Annotated in this window: 19 protein-coding genes and 1 pseudogene; 18 read left to right on the forward strand and 2 right to left on the reverse strand. The window is 55.1% G+C overall.

Annotated features, from left to right (window positions below):
* The first annotated feature begins 26 nt into the window (after nucleotides 1-26).
* The 6 genes from V9G17_19480 (at nucleotide 27) to V9G17_19505 (ending at nucleotide 7525) form a co-directional block, all read left to right on the forward strand.
* Complete coding sequence (locus V9G17_19480; GenBank protein ID MEI2754781.1) at nucleotides 27-1181, forward strand: glycosyltransferase family 4 protein; 1155 nt, start codon at nucleotides 27-29, stop codon at nucleotides 1179-1181.
* Between the two features lie 92 nt (nucleotides 1182-1273).
* Nucleotides 1274-2056: an FkbM family methyltransferase gene (locus V9G17_19485; protein ID MEI2754782.1), complete on the forward strand. Its 783-nt coding sequence runs from the start codon at nucleotides 1274-1276 to the stop codon at nucleotides 2054-2056.
* Between the two features lie 12 nt (nucleotides 2057-2068).
* Nucleotides 2069-3232 (forward strand): glycosyltransferase, encoded by a 1164-nt coding sequence (locus V9G17_19490; GenBank protein MEI2754783.1) that lies wholly within the window; start codon nucleotides 2069-2071, stop codon nucleotides 3230-3232.
* Between the two features lie 642 nt (nucleotides 3233-3874).
* Nucleotides 3875-5101 (forward strand): glycosyltransferase family 4 protein, encoded by a 1227-nt coding sequence (locus V9G17_19495; GenBank protein ID MEI2754784.1) that lies wholly within the window; start codon nucleotides 3875-3877, stop codon nucleotides 5099-5101.
* 37 nt (nucleotides 5102-5138) lie between these two features.
* Nucleotides 5139-6050: a hypothetical protein gene (locus V9G17_19500; protein MEI2754785.1), complete on the forward strand. Its 912-nt coding sequence runs from the start codon at nucleotides 5139-5141 to the stop codon at nucleotides 6048-6050.
* 575 nt (nucleotides 6051-6625) lie between these two features.
* Nucleotides 6626-7525: a hypothetical protein gene (locus tag V9G17_19505; protein ID MEI2754786.1), complete on the forward strand. Its 900-nt coding sequence runs from the start codon at nucleotides 6626-6628 to the stop codon at nucleotides 7523-7525.
* A gap of 69 nt (nucleotides 7526-7594) precedes the next feature.
* On the opposite strand, the pseudogene V9G17_19510 reads toward V9G17_19505, so the two are convergent.
* Nucleotides 7595-8491: pseudogene (locus V9G17_19510) on the reverse strand (integrase core domain-containing protein).
* A gap of 462 nt (nucleotides 8492-8953) precedes the next feature.
* On the opposite strand from V9G17_19510, the gene V9G17_19515 reads away from it, so the two are divergent.
* The 11 genes from V9G17_19515 (at nucleotide 8954) to V9G17_19565 (ending at nucleotide 22566) form a co-directional block, all read left to right on the forward strand.
* A complete protein-coding gene (locus V9G17_19515; GenBank protein ID MEI2754787.1) occupies nucleotides 8954-9643 on the forward strand; it encodes a VPLPA-CTERM sorting domain-containing protein in 690 nt (229 codons plus the stop codon).
* Between the two features lie 171 nt (nucleotides 9644-9814).
* Nucleotides 9815-11359, forward strand: a complete 1545-nt coding sequence (gene xrtD / locus V9G17_19520; protein ID MEI2754788.1) for a VPLPA-CTERM-specific exosortase XrtD — start codon at nucleotides 9815-9817, stop codon at nucleotides 11357-11359.
* Nucleotides 11360-11361: 2 nt separating this feature from the next.
* The gene (locus tag V9G17_19525) at nucleotides 11362-12990 is read left to right on the forward strand and encodes an MraY family glycosyltransferase (GenBank protein ID MEI2754789.1); all 1629 of its coding nucleotides are present in this window, start codon (nucleotides 11362-11364) and stop codon (nucleotides 12988-12990) included.
* Complete coding sequence (locus V9G17_19530; GenBank protein MEI2754790.1) at nucleotides 12981-15431, forward strand: tetratricopeptide repeat protein; 2451 nt, start codon at nucleotides 12981-12983, stop codon at nucleotides 15429-15431. The genes V9G17_19525 and V9G17_19530 overlap by 10 nt, the downstream gene beginning before the upstream one ends.
* A 12-nt stretch (nucleotides 15432-15443) precedes the next feature.
* Entirely contained in the window at nucleotides 15444-16055 is a 612-nt protein-coding gene (locus tag V9G17_19535) for a polysaccharide biosynthesis/export family protein (GenBank protein ID MEI2754791.1), read from the forward strand.
* A gap of 81 nt (nucleotides 16056-16136) precedes the next feature.
* Entirely contained in the window at nucleotides 16137-17294 is a 1158-nt protein-coding gene (locus tag V9G17_19540; protein MEI2754792.1) for a hypothetical protein, read from the forward strand.
* 115 nt (nucleotides 17295-17409) lie between these two features.
* Nucleotides 17410-19092, forward strand: a complete 1683-nt coding sequence (locus V9G17_19545; protein MEI2754793.1) for a hypothetical protein — start codon at nucleotides 17410-17412, stop codon at nucleotides 19090-19092.
* Between the two features lie 72 nt (nucleotides 19093-19164).
* Nucleotides 19165-19989, forward strand: coding sequence for a CpsD/CapB family tyrosine-protein kinase (locus V9G17_19550; GenBank protein ID MEI2754794.1), 825 nt, complete (start codon nucleotides 19165-19167; stop codon nucleotides 19987-19989).
* Between the two features lie 110 nt (nucleotides 19990-20099).
* Nucleotides 20100-20279, forward strand: coding sequence for a hypothetical protein (locus tag V9G17_19555; protein MEI2754795.1), 180 nt, complete (start codon nucleotides 20100-20102; stop codon nucleotides 20277-20279).
* 47 nt (nucleotides 20280-20326) lie between these two features.
* A complete protein-coding gene (locus tag V9G17_19560) occupies nucleotides 20327-21754 on the forward strand; it encodes an AAA family ATPase (GenBank protein MEI2754796.1) in 1428 nt (475 codons plus the stop codon).
* A gap of 89 nt (nucleotides 21755-21843) precedes the next feature.
* The gene (locus V9G17_19565; protein MEI2754797.1) at nucleotides 21844-22566 is read left to right on the forward strand and encodes a response regulator transcription factor; all 723 of its coding nucleotides are present in this window, start codon (nucleotides 21844-21846) and stop codon (nucleotides 22564-22566) included.
* On the opposite strand, the gene V9G17_19570 is transcribed toward V9G17_19565, so the two are convergent.
* Complete coding sequence (locus V9G17_19570; protein MEI2754798.1) at nucleotides 22543-23286, reverse strand: CHAD domain-containing protein; 744 nt, start codon at nucleotides 23284-23286, stop codon at nucleotides 22543-22545. The genes V9G17_19565 and V9G17_19570 overlap by 24 nt on opposite strands.
* A gap of 230 nt (nucleotides 23287-23516) precedes the next feature.
* Between V9G17_19570 and V9G17_19575 the strand changes: the two genes are divergently transcribed.
* On the forward strand, nucleotides 23517-24014 hold the full coding sequence (locus V9G17_19575; GenBank protein ID MEI2754799.1) for a phosphoglycerate mutase family protein: 498 nt from the start codon (nucleotides 23517-23519) through the stop codon (nucleotides 24012-24014).
* The last annotated feature ends 66 nt before the right edge of the window (nucleotides 24015-24080 follow it).

A 24080-nucleotide genomic window follows, 5' to 3' on the forward strand; every position in this document is an offset into this window, starting at 1 on the left:
ACTCGGCCCTTTACTGGAAAAAAATAATGAACGTCCAAATCGTCCAACCACTCATACCAGAATATCGCGTACCTTTTTTTCAAAAACTCGTTCAAAATAGCGCGCATCAGGTTCGTGTTTTTGCAAGTAGGCAATTACCGAACGATCCAAGTATAAAAACTGCTGCCTGCATTGACTCAGCCCTCCATCTGGATCACCCCTGTACCGGGTTTTTTAACAATAGGCTGCTCTGGCAGGGAGGGATTCTTCTCGAAGATCGCTTAAGTAGTGGCGATGTTTTAGTTGTGTGTGGCAACGCACGATTCCTCAGTAATTATCCACTTATCTGGCAGGCAAAACGAAGGAACATTGCAACGGTCTGGTGGGGGATTGGCTCGATGCCAGGCCAGAATCGCCTCCGATACTTCCTGCGCACAACAATCATGCGCTGGATGGATATCGTTCTCCTTTATACCGAACGAGAAAAGCAGGAATTTCTTCGCATGGGGTTCCCACCAGAGCGGCTGTTTGCTATTAACAATGCGATTGATCAAGGATCGGTGCAGGCAGCAACGGCCAGCTGGCCTCCGTCACGCGTGGCCGCATTCAAACAGGAACATGGTCTTTCGGGTAAACAGGTCCTTCTCTTTTGCGGCCGCCTCTCAGCCAAGGCGAGGGTTGACCTAGCGATTGAAGCACTCGCCCTACTTTGCAAGCAAAATAAGGACTGCCTCTTGGTGATCATTGGAGATGGTGACCAGCGAAGAAATTTGGAGGAATTAGCGGAACGTTTGAACGTCGCGCAATCTATTCGCTGGCTTGGTGCTCTTTATGATCAAAACCTCATGGCACCTTGGTTTCTTTCGGCAAAAGTATTCGTGTATCCAGGGTATATCGGCCTAAGTATTATGCATGCAATGGGATATGCACTTCCTGTCATTACGCACCAAAACATGGCAAATCAGTCTCCTGAGGTAGCGGCCTTGGTTGATGGACGGAATGGACTTCTGTGCGAAGAGAACAGTAGCTCCGATCTGTGCAACAAAATTGTTCGTCTTCTTACCGACGAGGATCTGCGCATGGCGATGTCAAAACGAGCGCTCTTTACGGCGAGCGAAGAGTTCACATTATCAGAAATGGTCCGTCGCTTCTGGGAGGCAGCACATGCCGCAGCGTCAATCAAAGGACGAGTCGATGCATAGCGAGGCTAGGAATGACGAACAATCGCTTCGGCCCCTCACGCCGAGAGATGCGGATATTGCAAATGGGTGAGAATATTCTACGGAAGTTTCGGATGAAATGGGACGAATACCGGCTTCAGTTCAACCGCGATAAGTCCCATCACCTGCATCAAAAGCTCGGCAGTCGATATGGAGGCTGGTATGTTCCAGCTAACCTTCTAGATGCACAGTCAATATGTTACTGCATAGGTGCTGGCGAGGATGTCAGCTTTGATATTGAATTGATTAATAAATTTCGTTGCCATGTGTACACCTTCGATCCAACCCCAAGAGCTCAGCGTCATGTCGAGGGGCTTCGCCAGAGCATCCAAGTCCGCAAGGTACATACCGTAGAATACAGTCCTTCGGAGTCTTATCGGTGCGACTCAATCACACTTGCTAACCTTCATTTTTTCCCCTATGGGATCTGGAGGGAAGGGGGGGTGATGCGATTCTATGTACCCAGGGATTCGGCCCATGTTTCCCATTCTCTGGTCAATTTGCAGGGTACGACGGACTATTTCGAAGCAGAGTGCCGGACGCTTAAGACGGTAATGCAGGAACTCAAACATGATGCGCTTACTCTGCTCAAGCTTGATGTCGAGGGGGCCGAGTACGGCATCCTCGACTCAATGCTGGCTGACAACATATTCCCTCGGATCATATGTGTGGAATTTGACGAAGGTCGCAATGCAAAGGACAAAGACTATCGTCGTCGTATCCAGGAAGTAATTAACAAACTTAAACGGGTCGGGTATCTCGCTACTTTTTTCGACGGCTGGAACGTGACCTTTGTTGCAGAGCACAGATCAAACACCCCTCATGCCGAACCCTCAGTGATAGCGGCCGGAAAGTAGGCGCAAACTCATATGAAGATTGGAGTATTGCTCCATTCAGCATCGAACAAGGCTGGAGGCATCTTTGGTGCAACGCTCGGCCAGTATAAAGCCCTCTATCAGTATTGTGATGTGAAACCGAAAATATTTGGGCTCCACGATGAGTTGATTGAGAGAGATCGACTCCAATGGGAACCGTTGCCGCTAACAATCTCTCGTATCACTGGCCCTCGGAGCTTTGGGTATGCTCCGGAATTGGTCAGTGTTATGCAGAGGGCGGATCTAGATTTGCTTCATGTGCATGGTTTGTGGACTTATCCTGCCCTGGCGAGTTCGATATGGGCTCAACGGGAGTCAAAGCCGTACCTTACATCCATTCATGGCATGCTGGATTCATGGGCAATCAACAACTCTCGCTGGAAAAAGCGTTTAGCAGGCTGGTGGTATCAGAATAAGCACCTTCAGAATGCCTCTTGCCTCCAGGCTCTGACGGGATCGGAGGCAGACTCTATCCGTGCACTTGGATTGAGAAATCCCATCTGTTTGATTCCTTTGGGAATTGATGTCCCGGAAATAACAAGTTCTACTATTGAGCAGACATGCAGCCAGAACGTGTTGCTGTACCTAGGAAGACTTCACCCGAAAAAGGGCCTTCATAATCTGATTCATGCCTGGCAGATGGTGCATAGTAAAAAGCAGCTCGGAGCGGAACCATGGATACTACGAATCGCGGGTTGGGGTGAAGGCACGTACGAAATGACTCTCAGGTCTTTATGTAAGGAACTGAACGTTGAAAACTCTGTTCAATTTGTAGGTTCGAAATTCGGCGCAGAAAAAGAGCGCGCGTTTTCCGAGGCTAATGCGTTCATTCTGCCTTCCTTCAGTGAAGGACTTCCTATGGTGGTATTAGAAGCCTGGGCCCATCGGCTTCCAGTTCTCATGACACCCCAGTGCAATATACCCGCGGGTTTTGAGAGAGGCGCAGCGATTGAGATCAGTTCCGATGTGGAGGGGATCGCGGCTGGTCTCAAGACTTTGATGTCAAGAAGCGATGCCCAGCGAGAGCGTATGGGAGAGTCTGGGATGCAGCTAGTGCGGGCATCCTTTGGGTGGCCTTCTGTGGTGGAGAAGATGTACTCGGTTTATCAGTGGATTCTTAAAAAGGATCGGATGCCTGATTGTGTCTACTCGAGCTAATTCTGATGTTTGTATTCAGGTGGACTTATCGCACTGCCCGAGTCCGCATCCCTTCTCCAACAAAGTGGGAAGGGTTTTATGGCGAGTCGTGTGGCTCTTTCTCTTTCGGCCCAGTCCCAGGGTGTGTCATGGATGGAGACGAATGCTACTGAGGCTCTTTGGCGCACAGGTAGGACACAAGGCCCGCCCTTACCCATCGGCGGTCATTTGGGCACCGTGGAATCTGGAGATGGGCGATCATAGTTGCTTGGGAGACTATGTCGACTGCTATTCCGTCGACAAGATCCGTCTGGGCGCCCACGCTACTGTCAGTCAATACAGTTATCTTTGCTCTGCCAGTCACAATTATGCTGATCCCACCATGCCGCTCATTACCGCTCCGATTACGATTGCGCAGAGTGCCTGGGTTGCAGCTGACGTATTCATCGGACCGGGAGTGACAATCGGTGAAGGCGCCGTCGTTGGGGCAAGGTCAAGCGTCTTTAAGAACGTGGCACCTTGGATGGTGGTGGCTGGCAATTCTGCCCGGGTGATCAAGTCCAGAACATTAGACGCTCACAGCGATCAGTCCAGGAAACACTCGACGTCATGAACGTCATAGCGCCGTAGAAGTAACGCCATCCCTTCATGCGCGCGGAATACATGAAACTAGTCTTCGTCAATCGCTTCTTCTATCCGGACCATTCCGCCACAAGCCAGCTATTGACCGACTTGGCCCTGCACTTAGCCAAATCCGGAAGAGCTGTGTTCGTCGTCACGGGGAGGCAAGTCTATGACGATCCGACTGTGGCACTCCCTGCAAGGTCAACCATCCAAGGGGTCGAGATCCTACGTGTCTGGACCAGCCGTTTCGGGCGAGGTCGACTCTGGGGGCGAGCGATCGACTATGGCACGTTTTACCTGAGCGCACTCTGGTGCCTTCTGAAACATGTCCGCCCGGGTGATGTCATCATCGCCAAAACCGACCCGCCCCTCATTTCGGTCCTCGCCGCCGTTGTGAGCAAAGTCAGAGGCGCAGTCTTGATCAACTGGATTCAAGATCTCTTTCCCGAAGTCGCGTCCGCCCTAGCGGTGCAGGGAGCCGGATGGTTGGAACAACCACTCCGCAACCTGAGAAATCGATCTCTGCGAGCAGCCCGGTGTAATGTCGTGATCGGCGAAGGCATGGCGAATAAACTGCGGGATGAGGGTCTTCCACCGAACGCCATACGCGTCATTCACAATTGGGCCGATGGCCTGGCGATTCGACCAGTCGAGCGGGAGAAGAATGACCTGAGGATCGCGTGGGGACTGCAAAACAAATTCGTGGTCGGCTACTCCGGCAACTTCGGAAGGGCTCACGAGTTCGAGACGATCCTGTCGGCGGCAGGATTGCTGCGCGTGGAACACCATATCGCATTCCTTTTCATCGGAGCCGGGGCTCAACTGGAGTGGATGAAGCAGGAAGTGGAAAAGAGGAATCTGAAAAATGTCTTCTTCAAACCCTATCAGCCGCGAGATCGGCTTGCTGTCAGTCTCAGCGTCCCGGACATCCATCTGATTTCCTTGCAGCCTGCGTTGGAAGGGCTCATCGTCCCAAGCAAGTTTTACGGCATTGCTGCAGCCGGTAGACCGATGCTCTATATCGGCGCTGGAGATGGAGAGATCCCAAGAATACTACGAAGTGCGCAATGCGGTTTTTCTGTGGAGATTAACCAGGCACAACAGGCAGCCTCGGTCATCCGCGAGGTGGCTCACGACGAGGATGCTTGCAGCTCGCTAGGCCATCGGGCACGCAGGCTCTTCGACCAACGATTCGAGAGGAGTTTTGCGGAGAAAGCATGGGAAAACGTAATGACGGAAGCCATAACGAAGAGAGACACGTGGTGATTGATCGCTGAGCGCCATGTGGAGGAGAACGATGATCATGAACAAAAGTGCAAGGTTGACCCTCGTCGCAGTCGGGTTGTGTTGCATGGCGGCACAATCAATTTTTGATACCACCTTCAATACGTCCACCGCACAGGCGCAGACCTTGCCGGATCCCAAGCCCTTTGTAGTATTTGACGGAACTTTGTACACAGAGAAGCCGGACTTATCGGTTTCTGGGATTCAGCCCATCACGATAGTTTACGCTGGAAAATTCGGGCAGGATTGGCTCAAACAGTCTGACCGTCTGCCTGATGGGGAAGCCGTGCAACGAGTTGCCCGCGAGGCGCAAGGAAAACCCGGTCCCGTGGTGATCGATATTGAACATTGGCCCCTGAAGGGAGACTCCAGCCAGGTTCAGAGCAGCCTATCGAAGTACATGACGGTCCTCCAGCGGTTCAAGGAGGCGGCTCCCGGACTAGCCGTGGGCTACTATGGAGCGCCGCCCTTGCGCGACTACTGGAGAGCAATCAGCCCATCGTCCAGCAAGGACTGGCAATCCTACTCAGGGGACAATGATCGCCTTCAACCCCTTGCACGAGCGGTAGACATCCTCTTTCCTTCGCTCTACACCTTCTATACCGATCAAGGTGGATGGGTGCGATTTGCCCATGCGCAAATCGCAGAGGCTCGACGCTATGGAAACGGCAAGCCGGTCTTTGTATTTTTATGGCCTCAATACCACGACTCCAACCGCAAGCTCGCAGGAACCTATCTGCCGGCTGATTACTGGAGGCTAGAATTGGAAACAGCGAAACAATACGCAGACGGGATTATTCTTTGGGGCGGGTGGGGGACCAATAATCGTCCCATAAAATGGGATGACGATGCCGCCTGGTGGAAGGTGACGAAGGATTTTATGAAGACGATCGGCGCGCCTCCTCGGCCAGCCGAGAGAGACGTCAAATAACCTCGCACCCTCGTGACACGATCTGAGCACCGCGATATGCCGCTAGTGATCAGCGAGTCAATGATCCAGTGCTCGCAGACGATGCTCTATTTGCACCAGGTGCGGCTATGACTCAAGGAAGGAACTGATGCATATCGAAAAATAGAGAGTAGGGCAGTGAATCCTGTTAGCCGCACAAATGTGAACCGTTTCTGGTAATCGACCGCTAACAGCTGTTGCACGATTAGTTTCCGCACCTCCGTTACTGTGGCTCTCCACAGTTCCTTCTTGTGTTGTGCATTTCAGTTATCACCCTCAACCTTAGTTGATCACCTTGAGGACAGACCCCTAGGTCATGTCGCAAGGTGATCCAACATGGACAACGCGACTCAGCGCACAGAGACAAAAAAGAAAGAAGTTTCGCGAATCCGATCAAGTTGTCGTGACATGAAACCGATGAACCTGTAGGTAGTGCAGTAATGCTTTTCCGCCGACCATTCGATCATCCCTCTACATGGAGCACTGGACAGATAGTGATCGCGGAAACAGCTGGCTGTAAGTGACACACTTGTAGGCTTTCATAGGGAGTGCACATAATGAAATCGACAACGAGAAGGCCCATCATTTTCGCGTCTGTCATAGCGGCCGGACTCGGGATATTTTCAGTGCTCTTACTGGCCGGCAAACTAGCTGAACCGGTCGTGCATGCACAGACATTGCCGAACAAGAAGCCCTTCGTGGTCTTTGACGGGACGTTATATGCCGGCAAACCGGACTTGTCCGTACATGGCATCCGTCCCGTCTCGATCGCGTATACAGGCGCATTCGGCTTGCATTGGTTCAAAAATTCCGACACCTTGCCTGACATGAGCGTAGTTCAGAAAATCGCTCGAGAGGCCCAGGCAAGAAATGCTCCAGTCGTCATTGATATTGAACATTGGCCGTTATCAGGTGATCCCACCAAAGTGCGCGCCAGTTTATCCAAGTATATGACCGTGCTTCAATGGTTCAAGGACGCGGCCCCCGGATTGGCGGTGGGTTATTATGGAGCGCCTCCGTTGCGTGATTACTGGAAGTCGCTCAATTCCCCCAGGAGCAAGGAGTGGGCATCGTTTGCAAAGGAGAATGATCAGCTCCGACCTTTGGCAGGAGCGGTAGACATCATTTTTCCTTCGCTCTACACCTTCTATACCGACCGGGGTGGATGGATACGGTACGCATATGCCCAAATAGCCGAAGCTCGGCGCACTTCAAACGGGAAGCCTGTATACGTATTTATATGGCCTCAATATCACGACTCCAATCCGTCTCTCAAGGGAGCGTTTCTGCCGGCTGATTTCTGGAGACTCCAATTGCAAATGGCCAAACGCTATGCCGACGGAGTTGTGATTTGGGGGGGGTGGAGTCCTAAAGGGCGAATGACCTGGGACGACAATGCAGCCTGGTGGAAAGTGACAACGGACTTTATGAAAACAGTTGCACCGCCACAACCCTGATGTCAGAGGTGGCTCCGGTTGGTTGGACAGTCTTGCGCGTTCCTTAAGTGGTGCCTGGCGGATTGTTGACTACGCGGCCGTCAGCCGTGTCGTCAGATGGTCATCATACACCTGGTCGGGCGTCTGACCGTCAAGCGCCCGATGCAGCCTGGTCTAGTCATAGAACGTCAGGTAGCGCTCTAAACCCTGCTGGGCTACGCTGACGGCGTCATAGGCGTGGAAATTCTCCTCCTCATAGTTGATGCTCCTCCAGAGCCGTTCCACAAACACGTTGTCTCGCCAACACCCTGTTCCGTCCATACTGATCTGGATGCCATGTTGGACAGCCGCCACGCCAACACCCGACGACTGGCCCAGTCGAGCCCCGCGAACAGATAGACGAAGAGCCCCGCGCCATCGGAATGTAGGTGATATCGGCCGCCCAGGCGTGGTTAGAGCACCTGATCGTCAGATCCCTGAGAAGAGAGAGGTAAATGGTGTGGGCCAGATGCTGGTGGCTCGTGCGCGGCTTGCGATGCAGGCCCTCCAGGCCCATGCGTCGCATCAGCTCGAGATCCGCGGCCGACACCGGCGTGGGCCGATAGTAGGCCGTCGAGTGTGACAGCCCAAGGAGCTGACATTGCCGCACGACGTGCAGGGTATGGGTTCAGTCGATCATCGTGTTGCGCTCAACAATCCCGTCTTGATGAGCGCCCCTTCTAAAAAATCATTCTCCAGCGCCAGTTGCCCGATCTTCGCGTGGAGGACCTTGAAATCCGGCGTGTCGGTCGCTGGTTTGGTGCCGCCAAACACGTCAGCGAGCCGCTCCAGCAATTGCGGCTTCCATTCGGTGATCTGCGTGGGACGGACACTGAATTGCTCGGCCAACTCGGCCAGCGCCTTGTCACCTTTGATGGCAGCGACAGCCACTTGCGCCTTACACGTGGGCCCGTGATTCCGTCTCGTTCGCTTCATTGCCTCGCTCATCTGCTTCGCCATCTGTTGGTGGCTCGGGTGAAGCCAGGCTACCACTTACCACATTGTCCAAATTTCCGGAGCCCCTTCTGTGGGAGGGAGCTGAGTAGAAATCCTTCCCCCTGACCAAATCAACCTCAAGAAGCTCGCACATCCGTCGCCACAACCTCATGTCGAGGGGCAATAGGTCCTTTTGACCCTGACCGAATGGAGTCACACCAGCGTCAAAACAGTGACTCGTCTCATCCTGACGCATATTTACACAGCAATCGTCGATTTAAACCTCATATCGTAGTCCATTCCCTACAACTTTGACGCATACGTAGAAAAGCTTTCATTTTTTTTCAAAAAAACACTTGCGATGTTTTGAACTTTTCAGTACTGTCCAGGTGAGGGTTGTGTTCATACGCAATCTGTGCGGTTTGATGGTCTACGTAGTCTAGTAGCCTGCTTTCTATTTCTGTTGAGGAGGAGATGATGACGAAGACGATTCGAAAGCCTGTGATGACAATGGTTGGCCTCGGAGCTGGTCTGTTGTGTGCGCTGCTCATGGCCCCTGATCGCAGTCAGGCAGCGTCAATCTCATTTAATTTCAGCGGGTCCGTTGGAGACGTACACGGCGGAGTGTTCACCCCGCAAGGTTTCGGTCATGACGGCTTTACCACGGCTCTTCCAGTATCGGGAGGCGCTAGCTTCAACACGCTGTCAACGGACACCAGGCCAGCTTCAAACCTTGGACTGTATAACAACCCGATACAAGACTTCTCTGTCAGTGTTGGTACCTATTTTGCCGCCTTTGCACCGGGCTCTAGCTCCATTACTATAACCAACCGTGCTCCTGGCGCCGGCAACGACGTCTACAAACTGACCGTGAATGGCTTGTTTGGAGACCAAGTTAACGGATATTCGCCAAGCCAATTCTTGCTCGAGTTGACCGACCCGAGCGGCACGGTATTCTCCAGTGATAAGCTTCAAGCGCCACCGAGCCTGTCTTCGTTCGCACGCTCTGAGTTCCGTTTGCTTTTTGGCGGAGTCGGCACGAGAGTGCAGGGTGCCTTAACATCACTCGTGCCTTTGCCTGCGGCGGTGTGGTTGTTCGGCGCAGGGTTGATCGCGCTGGTTGGGTTGGGGTCGCGTGGGTTGGTCGCAAGAAAAGAGTCGTAGACTTGGTTCCGAAGCCGCGGGCTTGCGTTTCTTTCGCCCGCATTGTTTCGCTCTTCGTGGTGCCTAGCGGTCACCTCACTTCCGGCGAAACGATCAGGACTTTCATCACTCACCATCTTCTTTCCTCTCCCCCGGCTGGGGGAGAGGATTAGTATTACATCCAGGTGCTCAGTGGCTGTCATCGGATTACTGACTGTAGCCGTTTTGGGCTACATCTACGCCGACAGCTTAGTGTTTCTATTCGTCCAATGGGGACGAGACGACTATAGCCATGGGCCATTTATCCCGATCATCAGTGCGGTTCTTATTTGGCAACGATGGCCACAGGTGTCGAGGGTCGGAATCTCCCCATCCTGGTGGGGGCCGCTGCTTGTTGCCATCGGAATGCTGCTCTTTATCCTGGGCGACTATGCCACGCTCTACGTCGTACTCCATCTCTCCTTATGGATTGTGATCATTGGCGTCGTCCTGTCCTTCATCGGCCGTCCCGCGATGCGAGTGCTGGCCTTCCCGTTGAGCTATTTGTTAACGACCATCCCTCTCCCGGTGTTCCTCTACAATACACTCTCAAACCAGTTGCAATTGTGGTCCTCGGCTTTGGGGGTCGGTTTTCTGCAGGCGATCGGAGTCACGGCATTTCGAGAAGGCAACGTGATCGATCTTGGTCCCGTCCAATTGCAAGTTGCCGAGGCGTGCAGCGGTATCCGCTATCTCTTTCCGCTCACCTCCCTGGCTCTTCTGTGCGCCTATCTCTACCGCGATCGCCTGTGGAAACGCGTCGTGCTCGTGGTATCGGCCCTTCCGGTTTCGATCTTCATCAATGGCCTTCGCATCGGGATCGTTGGGGTGCTCGTGGAATTTTATGGTCCGCAGGCGGCCGAGGGATTTTTGCATCTCTTCGAAGGCTGGGTCTTGTTCCTCGCCACCCTGGGCCTCCTCGTCCTCGAAATGTGGGTCTTATCGAAAGTCCAAGCGCTGCCTGGGTCAAAAGGACTATTGGAACGGTTCTCATGGGAAATCATTCCGGAATCGACAGGAGTGGCCACGATCACGCCAGGCATTGTACCCGGAATGCAGCCCAGGGTGCCCGCCTATGTCGGGAGTTTAGCCCTGATTCTTCCCGTTGCGGTATTGGCTCCGTCGTTCGGGGAACGGACGGAGATCATTCCCGATCGTTCGGCGTTTATGGATTTTTCCATGCGCATCGGGGAGTGGCAGGGCAGTCCACAGCCGGTGGAACCTCAACTCATTTCAGCCCTGCGGTTTGATGATTATTTGCTGGCTGACTATGCAGCACCGGGTGGTGGGCCGCTGACGCTGTACATAGCCTACTACCAATCTCAGCGAAAGGGCCAATCCGCCCATTCTCCGCAAAGCTGCATTCCCGGTGGCGGGTGGGAGATCACAGCTAAAGGAACGGTGGATCTGCCGATGGATGGACTCACCGAACCAGTCAATCGTGTGCTGATCCAAAAGGATCGACAGAAACAGCTGGTGGTCTATTGGTTTAAGCAGCGCGAGCGCATTCTCTCGAACGAATATCTGGTGAAACTGTATTTATTCTGGGACGCTATGACCAGACAACGCAGTGACGGAGCCCTGATTCGACTGTCCGCCGCCGTCGATCCAGGTGAAGATGAGCGAGAGGTCGAACAGCGATTATTGCAATTTGCCAAAAGTATTCAACCTCAACTCAATCGGTATATTCCGGACTAACCATGACCAGCGCCGTCTTTTTCAGCTTCATTACCTCCCTGTTCATCTGCATGGCCTTGATCCCGCCACTGCAGTTGAACGCGGGGCGTTGGAGCTTCATGGACCTTCCGGGCGAGCGAAAGGTCCATGCGAATCCGATTCCGCGGATCGGCGGCATCGCATTTGGCTTTGCGGCACTCCTCTCAATTTTCTTCTGGGTACCGCAAGATCCGATCATTGCGCCGGTATTGGTGAGTGCCTCGATCATTCTGGGATTCGGCATTTGGGACGACCGTGCCAACTTGAACTACAGAATCAAACTCGTCGGGCAATTGTTGGCCATCTTCGTGGTGGTCGCCTTTGGTCATATCCGGTTCGAGCAGATCCCGTTTTTCTATGAACAAGAAGCACCGCTTTGGCTGACGGTACCCCTGACGGTGGTATTTCTGGTCGGGGCTGCAAACGCCGTCAACCTCTCCGACGGCCTTGATGGGTTAGCCGGGGGGCTGGCATTCCTCAGTTTTGCGGGTATCGCCTACCTGGCATACCTGTCGCATGATCTGACGGTGCTGGTACTGGCCTCCGGTTTCTTAGGCGGATTATTGGGATTTTTGCGATACAACACCTATCCGGCCCACATTTTTATGGGTGACGCGGGAAGTCAGTTGTTGGGGTTCTCGATGGGAGTGCTCGTTCTCCTCTTGAACGACCCAGCGCGTGCTCCCTTCCCTGGGGCCGTCGGGTTGCTGGTGCTGGGGTTGCCGTTCCTCGACACACTTGCGGTCATGGGACAGCGGCTTGTGAAGGGCCGATCACCCTTCATCGGCGACCGAAACCATGTACACCACAAGCTGCTGGGCCTTGGATTGTCGCATTACGAAGCCGTCATCGTGATCTACGCGATCCAGGCGGTGATGGTAGGTCTGGCGTATCTTCTCCGTTGGCAATCTGATGCACTGATTCTCACCATGTATGGCGCATTTGCCTTCGCCATGTTCGCTCTGTTTATCGCGACTGAGCGTCGCCGTGCTCCGTGGTCAATGGCATCGAACGGCCGGGTCCTCTCCGACACCAAACTGGCCAGGGCAGCATTGTGGCTCAGCGACATGGCTCCTCGATTTCTGGCCGTCGTCGTCCCCCTCTTTCTTGTCTTTAATGTTTTCTTGCCGGGTCAGGTACCGATGGATGTCGGATACGCCGCACTGAGTCTCTTTGGGATTGTCATTGCCGGAATGTGGTTCATGCCACAATATCGCTCCCACTTCGTGCGGGGAGGGTTGTATGTCGGCAGTGCCTTTCTCATGTACATGGGGGAGCAATCCGACATACCTGACATCTGGCCGGTCTATGTCACGAAAAATTCGCTCTTGGCCCTTATTGCGCTTCTCGTCTTAATAAGCATGCGCTTCAGTCGCGGCAATCGATTTCAGACCACCCCATTGGACTACCTCATGGTGTTTTTCGCCTTGATCGTCCCCTTGCTGCCGGAAATGCGCGCAGATATGCCGACGCTGAGCATCCTCGCCGCCAAGTTGATCGTCTTATACTTCTCGTTCGAGCTCTTGCTTCATACGTTCGTCGATCGAGTGAAACAATTCGGATTCCTGTCTTTATGGATCCTATTTGGACTGGGAGTGAGAGCATGGCTATAGATTCACGACAACCAGTGCATCGTATGATCCCGATGACCGGCCTATGGCCTTCCTCCTTCAAGCCTTGCGCGGCCATGGTCACGCTGGCCTTGCTACTCACGTTATCGGCCTGTGGAGGGCCTCAGGAGCGGAAGGCGCAATATCGAAGCAAGGCGCAGGACTATATCCAGGCCGGCAACTTCCCGAAGGCACGAGTCGCCCTCCGCAACGTGCTGAAGATCGATCCTAAGGATGCGGACGCCTACTTCCTTGTGGCGCAGGTCGAGGAAAAGGAAAAAAACTGGCGCAATGCGGTCGCCAACTACCAGCAAGTCATCGAGATCGTACCGGACCACAAAGAGGCCCTCATTGTCTTGGCCAAGTATTATCTCGAAGCCAAACTGGTGGATGAGGTGGGACGAGCCGCGGACAAGGTTCTGGAAAAACACCCGCAAGACCCGCAGGCTCAGGCATTGAAGATCGCCTTGCTCGCGCAGCAGGACAAGATGGATCAGGCGAGGGTCCGAGCGGAGGCGTTGAGCAAACAATACCCGACCGAGCCGGATGTCGCCATTCTCCTGGCCACGTTGTATGGCCAGATGCGCCGCTTGCAAGAGGCCAGGGCGACGTTGCAACGTGCGCTTCAGGCGCATCCGCATCACCTGGATCTCTTGCGCAATCTGAAAACCATCCTCGACGAAGCCCACGACGACAAGGGCACCGAACAGGTTTTGCGTCAGATGATTCAGGAAGAACCCACGCTCTATGACCCTCGGCTGACACTGGCTCGCTTTTTCGACCAGCGCCACGCAACTGACCAGGCCGAAGGGGTGCTGCGCGAAGCGTTAACGGTGTTCCCCGAGAACGAACAGGCCTGGTTGGCCCTGGCTGACTTTTTGAGTATACGTCAGGGAAAGGACGCAGCGCAGGTCGCACTCCGACAAGCTGCTAAGCAGCTGCCCTATTCCACTCAAATACCGTTCGCACGAGCCGCGCTGTATGAGTCCCATAATGATCTCGCGGAAGCGAAACGGGTGTATGAAACGCTTGCGAAGGACTACGATAAAAAGCCGGCGGGGTTGGATGCCCAGGTCAAAATCGCGCAACTCGACTTCAACGCCGGGCGTCAGACAGAAGCCGAGGGACGACTGTCGGAAGTATTGCGGCAAAATCCGCGTTCGGCCCAAGGATTGATCTTGCAGGGAAAGGTGGCTTTGATCGGACAAAACGGGAAAGGGGCGGTGCAGGCATTTCGAACCGTCCTTCGTGATCAGCCGGAACTTGCCCATGTGCATCACCTCCTCGGCCAAGCGTATCTTATGATAGGGGACTCGGCGTTGGCCCGCGAAAGTTTCGAACGGGCCGTGGCACTCCAACCCGGACTGGTAGAGGCGGGATTGGGGCTAGTGAGAATGGACAATCGGAGTGGGCAATCGCGACGCGCCAGGGTACGCCTGAAGGACATCCTGCACTCTCACCCCGACCATCGGCAAGCGATGGAGCTCTTGTTTGGCTTAGACCTTGCGGACGGCGATTGGAATCATGCCGCATCAATTCTGAGCCGTCTACGGCAATTGGAGGGAGAAAGCGCCGCTCTCCTTATGGCGGAGGGCAAGTTATACGAGAGCCAAAAAGACTTTGCCCGTGCCATCGCCGCCTATGAGCGAGCGGTGATCATGGCAGCCGATGCGCAGGAGCCCCTGGTAGCCGTCGTCCAACTTGATCTTCACAATAAACAGCCTGAGCGTGCGAGACGCCGCCTGGAGGCCATCATTGCCGCTCATCCCAATCATCCGTACGCCCACGGCTTGATGGGAGAGGTGTTGTCCCTCATCGGACGACAGGATTCGGCCAGGGGCCACTTTAATGAGGCGACCAGAATCAATCCAACCTGGGTCACTCCTTGGCTCGATTCGGCGACTCTCTCGCTTTCACAGGGACAGGCGGACAGCGCGATTCGAACGTTGAAAGAAGGCTTGTCCGCAAACCCATCCAGTGAAGAGTTGCACATGTTGCTCGCCTCGGTGTTGGCAAGCCAAGGGCAGGTCGATGAGGCCATCATGGCCTATGACGCGGTGCTGCGCATGAATCCGCGCAATATTTTCTCGGCGAACAATCTCGCGTCGCTGCTAGCAGATCACAAAAGCGATGCGCCAAACTTGGAGCGTGCGTTTTTATTGAGCCGTGAATTCGAAAAAGATGCTCCACACCCGCTGTTTCTCGATACGTTGGCGTGGGTGCGGCTAAAAATGGGGCATCTCGAAGATGCACTTCGCATTATGCGGCAAGCAGTTGTGAAAGCCCCGGATCTCCCGATCCTCAATTATCACCTCGGCGCGGCACTCTATCAGTCAGGCCGCAATGTCGAAGCCAAGGTGTATCTCGCGAAAGCGCTGAAGAGCACAGAACAATTCCAAGGCCGACGTGAAGCGCAACAGTTGCTCGCCAGGACGAGCGGATAGGAGTCGTGAACCATGCCGTGCAGTTTTCAGATCGTTCAGAGAATCGCGTTCGGATTGATCATCGGGCTGTGCCTGACCTCCACTGTGAGCTGCCAATACGCTGACGTGCGCAGCACATCTCAGGAGGCACCGACTGCCGACCAGGGGTATCAACTCGGCCCCGAAGATGTGCTCCTCATTTCCGTCTGGAAAGACGAGCACTTGACGAGAGAGGTCGTCGTCCGGCCGGATGGCATGATTTCATTTCCCTTGGTTGGAGATGTGGCGGCTGAAGGGCGAACGGTGGAGGAGCTGCGCATAGACCTCGCCAAACGATTGATCAAATATATTCCTGCGGTCAACATCACGGTGGCCGTCATCAAACCGTTGAGTTACAAGGTGTATGTGGTCGGGAGAGTGGCGAAACCCGGTGAGTTCCTCGTCGGTCACTATACCGATGTGCTCCAAGCCTTGAGCCTCGCGGGAGGATTGACACCCTTTGCGGCAGAAAACGACATCAAGGTCGTGCGCCGGGTCATGGGGCAGCAGCAGACCTTTCCGTTTCGCTACGGTGATGTGCGAAAAGGAACCGATCTGGAGCAGAATATTATCTTACAGCGCGGCGACGTCGTGATGGTGCCGTAACTCGTGAAGCTGTCGTCGCTCAGTTGTAAGAGAGCTTTGAGAGATGGGCAGGCCAGAAGGCACCTGTCTTATTGTGCGATTGTGGCTCTCGTCTTGACCATCGCCACTCCCTGTCTCGCGGCCGAATGGTCTCTGACGCCCTCGATGAGCACCAAGGCGACCTACAATGACAATCTGTTATTGACTCCGTTGCCGCACGATCCGACCTATGGTTATTGGATCTCTCCTGCGGCGGAGTTTGCAGGAAAAACAGAACGCCTTGAGGTGAGTGGGAGAGCCGCGCTTGACTTCGTGGACTATTATGGTGGCGAGCCCAACCGATTCACGAATGTATTTTTGCCGTTGACGCTGAAGTACCGGACAGAGCGAGATGAATGGGGATTCACCGGCGGATTCACCAGGGACAACACCTTGATGGGGGAATTATTCACGACCGGCATCGTGTTGCGATTCACCCAACGAAACCTGTGGAATCTGAATCCGAGTTGGACAAGAATGATCACTGAAAAGTTTGGCATTCAAAGCACATTCCAGTTCAGCGATGCAAGCTATCAAGACGGCCTCCGTCTCGGGCTGGTCGACTATCAGGTGTTCGGGGGTACAGCCGGGTTCCTCTATCACGTGACGGAACGTGACGATGTGCAAATTGCTGGAACCTACACCAACTTCCATACCACCAATGCTCCTTTTGGACTTAGAGCCTATTACCCAGGAGCCATGTTGACCCTCACTCACATCTTCACGGAAGGCTTGAAAGCCACGGCCTATGGTGGACCACGATTTGTGAGTTCCACGAACCAGATCGGCGGGTTTAGTCAGACGACAAATGACACGATCTGGGTGTACGGGGCAAGTCTGACGCAACAGTTCGAGCAAGCGAGCCTGCAACTGAGCGTGACCCGTGATATCTTTCCCAGCGGGTTTGGCCTCTTACTCCAAACTGATCGTATTGGAGCCTTCACCTCTTATAACCTGACCGACGCCTTGACGGCTTCCTTAGATGCTTCAGGCTATATCGTGTCAGGGGTGACCGGTCAGGCTCGAGGAGGCACGCTGCAGGAGCAGCGGCTCTTTTATCTTACCCCTAAGTTGGCATGGCATTTTTCGGAATGGTGGAGGGCCGAGGCTTCCTACAGTTATCGCTGGCGTGATGCGGAGACCTTTAATGAGCCGGTGATGGCCAATACCCTCATGATCATGTTGACGTATTATCCGCCGAAACTGGCCATCTCGAATTAGGCTTAGGAATTAGGAAAGAGGACATTCCATGGCAGGTGAACCGCAATCACAAGAACCAGAATCTACGATCAATCTTGGAGATTACTTTGCAATATTCAAGCGTCGAAGAGCCGTTGTGTTCCTCGCAGCAGGGATGCTCCTGTGTCTCAGCTTAGCGGCGGCGGTTCTCTGGCCTCCGACCTTTAAGTCCACCGCGACCATTCTTATCGAAGAACAGGAGGTTCCGGTAGAATTGGTCCACAGCACCATCACGAGTTATGCCGACCAACGGATTGAAATGATCAAGCAGCAGGTGATGAGTCGTTCCAGTCTCTGGAAAGTCGTAGAACAGTACAATCTGTATCCCGACATGAGACGTGAAAACCCCACCGAAGAGGTCGTTAAGCGCTTTATCAAGGATATCGAAGTAGAAGTGATCAGTGCAGACGTCATCGACAAACGGACCCAACATGCCACCAAGGCAACCATCGCGTTCACTGTTTCCTATAATAGCGGATCGCCTGAAATGGCCCAACGCGTGGCGAATGAGCTCACCAGCCTCTTTCTCGGTCAGAATCTCAAGAGCCGCGAACGGCAGGCGCAGGAGACCACCACCTTTCTCAAACAGGAGGCGGAGAGCCTTGCAGCGCATATCGAGGAAGTGGAAGCCAAGCTGTCCAAGTTCAAACAGCGGGCAAGCGGTGCGTTGCCCGAGTTAATGCCGTTGAATCTCCAAATGATGAACCAGGCGGACCGTGAACTGATGGATCTCGATCAGCAGATCCGCAGCCTTGAGGAGCGAAAGTCGTATCTCGATGGAGAATTGGCGACGATCAAACCCAATACGCCCATCCTGTCCGTCACCGGAGAACGTATCCTCGATAGCGTGGAGCGATTACGCGGGCTCCGGGCCGAGTATGCCGGTGCGAGCGCAAACCTTTCCCCCGATCATCCGGACGTGATCAAGATGAAGCAGGAAATCTCCGCACTGGAGACGGAAACCGGCGCGAATCCGGAAACCCAGGAGATCGCCAAGCAATTGATCGATGCGCGAGCCAGGCAGGCCACACTCGCCGACCGTCTGGGGAAAGACCACCCCGACGTGCTTCAGGCCACCCGAACCATCGGGGCGCTCGAGCGGGAGCTCCGCCGGATCGGGACCACTCCAGCTAACAAGCCAATGCAACGGCCTGAGAACCCGGCCTACATCAACATTCAGGCGCAACTCAATTCGGTGAATTCTTCGCTGGAAGCGCTGAAAACCAGCCGCACGACCATCAAGCGGCGCCTCCAGGATTATGCCAAACGCATTGAGCGGACACCGGAATTGGAACCGGACTATCTCGTTCTCGCGCGCGACCGCGACACCTCGTCTCAAAAGTACCAGGACATTCGCTCGCGACTCCTGGAAGCCAAGGTATCGGAAGGCCTTGAGGTGCAACGAAAAGGCGAACGATTTTCGCTCATCGATCCGCCGGGGCTGCCGGAGTCACCTGAAAAACCGAACCGGAAGGCCATTGTATTGTTGGGGTTCATCCTGGCGTTGGCGGGCGGCGCAGGAAGCGCGGCCGTCGTGGAGCACCTCGACCGCTCGATTCGCACGCCGGAACAAGTGGTTCGATTGACGCAGGCTTTTCCGCTCGCGGTTATTCCCTACATGCCGAATAGGGAAGACCTCACTCGCGCGTTGAAACGCAGAAGAATGATTCGTGCCGCAAGCTTAGGGGCCTTGGCCTTGCTCCTGCTCGTGAGTCATCTCTTCTGGACTCCCTTGGATGTGCTCTGGTACGCAACGCTGAAGCGGTTCGGCGTGGAATGATCGTGGTCAGGTGTCATAGGTGATGCACGATCGTCGGAACATTTCACGAAGAACGAATTAAAGGGGATTGCCATGGAATGGTTTCAAGCCGCGCTTGATCGATACAAACAGCAACCGCCCCAGAATCGTCCGGCGTCCAGGATCAACCGCGGTCCGTCCGCTCGAACAGCTCCTGCTCAAATCGTCTACACCCGGACACGGTCGCTCCACATTCCTGAAGCGGTGTTGCGGGAGCGTCGCATCATTGCTGGTTTTGGGGGCGGGCAGTTCGTCGATGCCTTCAAGATTCTTCGCACACAGATCACTCATCGAATGCGCGAGAAGGGCTGGAACGTCATCGGCGTGACCAGCCCAGGCCTGGGGGAGGGCAAAACGCTTACGGCAGTGAACCTTGCCATCAGCCTGGCGATGGACGTCACCCAATCGGTCCTGCTCGTGGATGCCAATCTCCAGAGTCCCACGATCCACGAAGTGTTCGATCTCGGAGCCAGCGAAGGTTTGGCCAACTATCTCCTCGACGATACCCCGCTTGAAGATCTGTTGATCCATCCCGGCATCGGCCGATTTGTGCTGCTTCCGGGCGGACGTGCTGTTCCCCACTCGGCCGAGGCCTTGACCTCCCCCAAGATGATTGCCTTGGTGGAAGAGCTGAAACATCGCTACCACTCGCGGATTATCATGTTTGATCTGCCGCCGCTCCTGAACACATCCGACGTGCTGGCCTTTACACCCTATATCGACGCGCTGCTGTTAGTCATCGAAGAAGGGCATACGAAAGCCGAGGATGTCGAACGGGCGTTGTCGTTGGTGAAGCACTCAACCCCGATACTTGGCACGGTCTTGAACAAAGCAGGGCGGGCGGGGATCGGCCCGGCTGAGATGAAGAAACTCGTCTGATCGCTCGAACGGCCGATGTACAAACCGGTATGGGCTTGGACGCAGGTCCGGCAGCTGTTGAATGGGAGCCGTTACTTGCGGGACAATACCGACGCACGTCCCTTCACACCATGAAACAAATTCTTCAGCATAAGCGGTCCGGTGCGGTGACGGTAGAGGAGGTGCCTCCGCCCTGCCTCCGTGGCAACGGCCTCTTGGTGCTCAACGAGGCGTCTCTCATCAGCCCGGGCACCCGCGCCTGTTTTCTGGCAGTGCGAAGCCTGAGCAGCGGTGCTGCCCATCAGCTCTAGCACGAATGCTATTGACCTTCAGACGGTTGTCCCGTAAGTAGGAGAGTATGTACGAAGCCTTTTATAACCTGAAGCTCAGGCCCTTTACGCTTGCACCGAATCCTGATTTCCTCTATCGGGGAGACACACATCGGCTTGCGATGGCGACATTGGAATACGGCCTCCTCAACGAAGCAGGCTTTGTCGTGCTCACAGGCATGCCAGGAATGGGGAAAACGACCCTTCTGCAACAACTCCTGGCTGAGCATCAGCGCCATTTCACGACCGGGTTGATCACCAATACCCATCCGGGCATGGATACTCTGCTCCCTTGGATTCTGCTGGCATTCGGTCTGGGCGGAGCACACCCAGACAAACTGCAGGCCTTCTATGAGTTTGAGCAATTCCTCGCGAAAGAGACCATCGCCAGACGGCGGGTGCTCTTGATCGTCGATGAAGCGCAAAATCTCGGAGCGAATCTGCTGGAAGAACTGCGCCTGCTCTCCAACCTGAATAAGGACAAGGCACCTATTCTCCAGATCATTTTGTCCGGGCAACCGGACCTGCGACAGCTTCTACAACGCAAAGATCTCACCCAGTTCGCTCAACGCGTCATGGTGGATTACAGTCTCGATCCCTTTCAGGAAGAAGACAGCATGGGCTACATCGCCCATCGTTTGCGGGTGGCGGGCCGCGAGGAACCGATCTTCACCCAGCACGCCACTCGGATGATTCATCGGCTCAGCGGGGGCATTCCACGCCTGATCAACCAACTGTGCGATACGTCCCTGACCTACGGGTACGCGGAGGGAGCCCCCTTTCTCTCCAGCAAGATCGTGGCAGAAGCGGCGAAAGACCGGAGCAAAGGGGGCATTCTCCCGCTCGCGGGCGCCGATGCGCTGACGGCCATGACGCCGGAACAGGAGTTAGCGGAGCAGACTGAGCTCGCCACGTTTGCGGCACACTCCGTTTCTGCTCCCGGCACCGCCGACCGATCGGTCAACAATGCGCAGGCGACCGCAACGACAGCCCATCCGTCCGGTCGTGATGCGCAGGAGGCCTACGAACGCGGCCTGGCGATTAAGAAAGTCGGGTTGCATAGAGATGCGTTGCAGCAGTTTTCCCTTGCCGCCCTGGATGCCTCTTTCACCTTCAGGGCCATGGCGCAAGTCGGCATTTGCCTGAAGGCCCTCGGCCAATCCGAGGAAGCCGTCACCGCATTTCAAAAATCCTTACAGGCGCAACGAGGCACGTCCGCCGATACGATCCAGGTACGGTATCTGCTCGCGCGCACACTCGAGTCCTTGGGACGAATCGAGGACGCGCTTGAGCATTACCGCTGGATCAGACGGGAAGAACCTGCTTTCAAGGACGTCGCCGAACGACTCGACCGCCTGGACAGCCGCCGACCTGCATCGACTCGTGAACGGGAGCACGGCAGCGAGGGATCGTCCTGGATGGCCCAGCTCCAGCGCATCCTCGGCGCCTCCAAGTAGCCCACCGCTTCGTCCGATCCGGCAACCCAAGTGAGTAGCACTCAAGTTTTGCCTGGTCGCAACCGATGAGGAGCCAGGGGAGTGCCGACATGGGATTAGAAATCATTCAAATCGTCGAAGACGATCACAGCCAAGCCAAGCTACTGGATCAAATCCTTCGTCAGGCATCCTTCCGCACCAACGTCGCATTCGATGGACCCTCCGCCATGCAGGATGTCTGGCGCATCAAGCCTTCGTTGATCGTGGCCGATGATAATCTGCCCGGCCTGAACGGACGTGAAATATGCAAGCGTCTGCGACAAGACCCCTCTACGAAGCATATTCCCTTCATCGTACTGTCCGGCTATTCTTCAGAGGAAAGCCGGGTTGAAGCGCTTGATAGTGGGGCGGATGATTTCATCGTCAAGCCGTATGGAGCGGCCGAACTGGTCGCGCGAGTACGCGCCCTCCTCCGTCGAACGCAACAAGGGCAAGGGCAGGAGGAGGAGCTCGGCGAAGACCTTGCACTCACCGAGAATCTTTATGCGGTGGACTACCGTGGGCGCAAGCTCATCCTCTCCACGGAAGAATGGAAGACCTTACGCCGATTGGTCAACAGCGCCGGAAGCGTGGTGCCTCGCGAGGAACTCAGTACCCTGTTGTGGGGAAACGATGCCTTACTGCACGACGGTGAAATGAACCGTTGCATAGAACAATTGAATAGCAAACTGGCCGGGGAGGGGCCGGCGAGCGGAAGCATTAAAATCGTGCCCGGCGGATTTCGTCTGCTCCTTCCATCATCAGAAAAGTCAGACGTCCTTCCGGCTCAGTAACGTCTCGTTCAGATCCACTCCCATCCACAGGCGTCCGGATGCCAGGAGATCCGGCAACCAGGCTAACTCTCCCGGTACTCGTCTCGCTCGTCGGCGGGCCCGCTTCCAATCCCGTTCGATACGTGCCTGCACGGTGAGGTTCAGCCTCTTACCCCAACGCCTGAAATCAGCCAATTCCTCATAACGCCCCAACAAGGCCTGCACCTGCTTAATCCGGTTCACCACATCGTGTTTGATCGCGGCTCGTTCCGGCAACCATTCCGTCTGATACCGGATCGTCTTGAGTCTGAGACGTAACGCATGGAGCCGTTTGCGACGAGGCTTTTCCGAAGCCTTCTCGATCAACTGCGAGAGCGCACGCTCATGTTCATGCCTCAACACTTCCAGGCGGCGCTTCAGGGAAAGACCCGCGGGAGTGATCAGCGGAATCGCCTGTTTCCAGACCACCTGTTCAATCTTGTGATAGGCCTGCGCGCGAACCAGCTTGTGTTCTCGTCCCGCGATCCAGACCTCGGCGGCCATGATGTCCGACTCGGGAGCCTCAATTTTCATCAGATATTCCCGGAACACGTGTGAGGCCCGCAGCCGACTCAAGCGACTCACGGCCTGAGCCATCACGGCGGCGCGGTCACGATCATCACAGAGCTCCAGTACGGCTTGCAGTCTCCGGCAATGGGTGCGAATCGAGTGGATGGTCTCAGCGGAGCCTTCACCCGCCATTGCATGGCGTATCAGCCCAAGGACCGTAGATTGGTACGCCGCCGCCGTCCGAACGACATCTTGCCCGAGACCGGGCAGTGCGGTATGAATAGAGGAGTGTCGCGTCCTCACGGCAACCCAGGAGTGGACGTGGATGGCGACAGACACAGGGCAGCGGAAAAAAATCGAGTCGCGATTGAAGTCATGACCGTCACCCCATTACCCACGTTCTTGCTGCTGGAGGATGCTTGATGGACTGTCTCTTCTTTCGACATGGTATCGCAATCGAGCGTGAGAAGTGGAGAGGGTCGGAACAGGACCGCCCGCTGACCGACCAAGGCGCCGGCAGGACCAAGGAATCCGGCAAGGGACTCCTCGCGTTGCGCATGAGGCCAACGCATATCCTTTCAAGTCCCCTGACACGGGCACACGAAACCGCGGTCATTCTTCAGTCTTTGATTCATTCCAAGCCGAAGATCCAGATCTGCACAGAACTCGATCCTGCCGCGGCGCCGCACGCCCTGTTTTCCCTGTTGGATGCCTTGCCATCGGATGCCGTCGTGTTGTGTGTCGGCCACGAACCGCACTTGAGTCTTGCCGCCGGGATCCTCCTGACCGGCAAGCCCTGCGGCGGGCTGTCGCTCAAAAAAGCAGGCGCCTGCCTGATACACATCGAGGAGTCCGTGAAGCCTGCGGCAGGGCGACTTGAGTGGTGGCTGACAGCCGGACAACTGCGCGCGCTCGCATGATCCACTGCCAATCGAACCAGTAGCAGGATGCAGAGAACGTCCGCCGGCGGGGTTCCTGCGACCTAC

Origin of the sequence: Nitrospira sp. (genome assembly GCA_037045225.1) — a bacterium.
In the GTDB taxonomy this organism is placed as follows: Bacteria; Nitrospirota; Nitrospiria; order Nitrospirales; family Nitrospiraceae; genus Nitrospira_A.

Excerpts from the sequence above, each read along its gene's own strand:
- V9G17_19575 (MEI2754799.1), top strand. The coding sequence starts at position 23,517 with ATGGACTGTCTCTTCTTTCGACATGGTATCGCAATCGAGCGTGAGAAG.
- V9G17_19525 (MEI2754789.1), top strand. The coding sequence starts at position 11,362 with ATGACCAGCGCCGTCTTTTTCAGCTTCATTACCTCCCTGTTCATCTGC.
- V9G17_19535 (MEI2754791.1), top strand. The coding sequence starts at position 15,444 with ATGCCGTGCAGTTTTCAGATCGTTCAGAGAATCGCGTTCGGATTGATC.
- V9G17_19500 (MEI2754785.1), top strand. The coding sequence starts at position 5,139 with ATGAACAAAAGTGCAAGGTTGACCCTCGTCGCAGTCGGGTTGTGTTGC.
- V9G17_19485 (MEI2754782.1), top strand. The coding sequence starts at position 1,274 with ATGAAATGGGACGAATACCGGCTTCAGTTCAACCGCGATAAGTCCCAT.
- V9G17_19560 (MEI2754796.1), top strand. The coding sequence starts at position 20,327 with ATGTACGAAGCCTTTTATAACCTGAAGCTCAGGCCCTTTACGCTTGCA.
- V9G17_19480 (MEI2754781.1), top strand. The coding sequence starts at position 27 with ATGAACGTCCAAATCGTCCAACCACTCATACCAGAATATCGCGTACCT.
- V9G17_19565 (MEI2754797.1), top strand. The coding sequence starts at position 21,844 with ATGGGATTAGAAATCATTCAAATCGTCGAAGACGATCACAGCCAAGCC.
- V9G17_19490 (MEI2754783.1), top strand. The coding sequence starts at position 2,069 with ATGAAGATTGGAGTATTGCTCCATTCAGCATCGAACAAGGCTGGAGGC.
- V9G17_19505 (MEI2754786.1), top strand. The coding sequence starts at position 6,626 with ATGAAATCGACAACGAGAAGGCCCATCATTTTCGCGTCTGTCATAGCG.
- V9G17_19515 (MEI2754787.1), top strand. The coding sequence starts at position 8,954 with ATGATGACGAAGACGATTCGAAAGCCTGTGATGACAATGGTTGGCCTC.
- V9G17_19550 (MEI2754794.1), top strand. The coding sequence starts at position 19,165 with ATGGAATGGTTTCAAGCCGCGCTTGATCGATACAAACAGCAACCGCCC.
- V9G17_19495 (MEI2754784.1), top strand. The coding sequence starts at position 3,875 with ATGAAACTAGTCTTCGTCAATCGCTTCTTCTATCCGGACCATTCCGCC.
- V9G17_19570 (MEI2754798.1), bottom strand. The coding sequence starts at position 23,286 with ATGGCGGGTGAAGGCTCCGCTGAGACCATCCACTCGATTCGCACCCAT.
- V9G17_19555 (MEI2754795.1), top strand. The coding sequence starts at position 20,100 with ATGAAACAAATTCTTCAGCATAAGCGGTCCGGTGCGGTGACGGTAGAG.
- V9G17_19530 (MEI2754790.1), top strand. The coding sequence starts at position 12,981 with ATGGCTATAGATTCACGACAACCAGTGCATCGTATGATCCCGATGACC.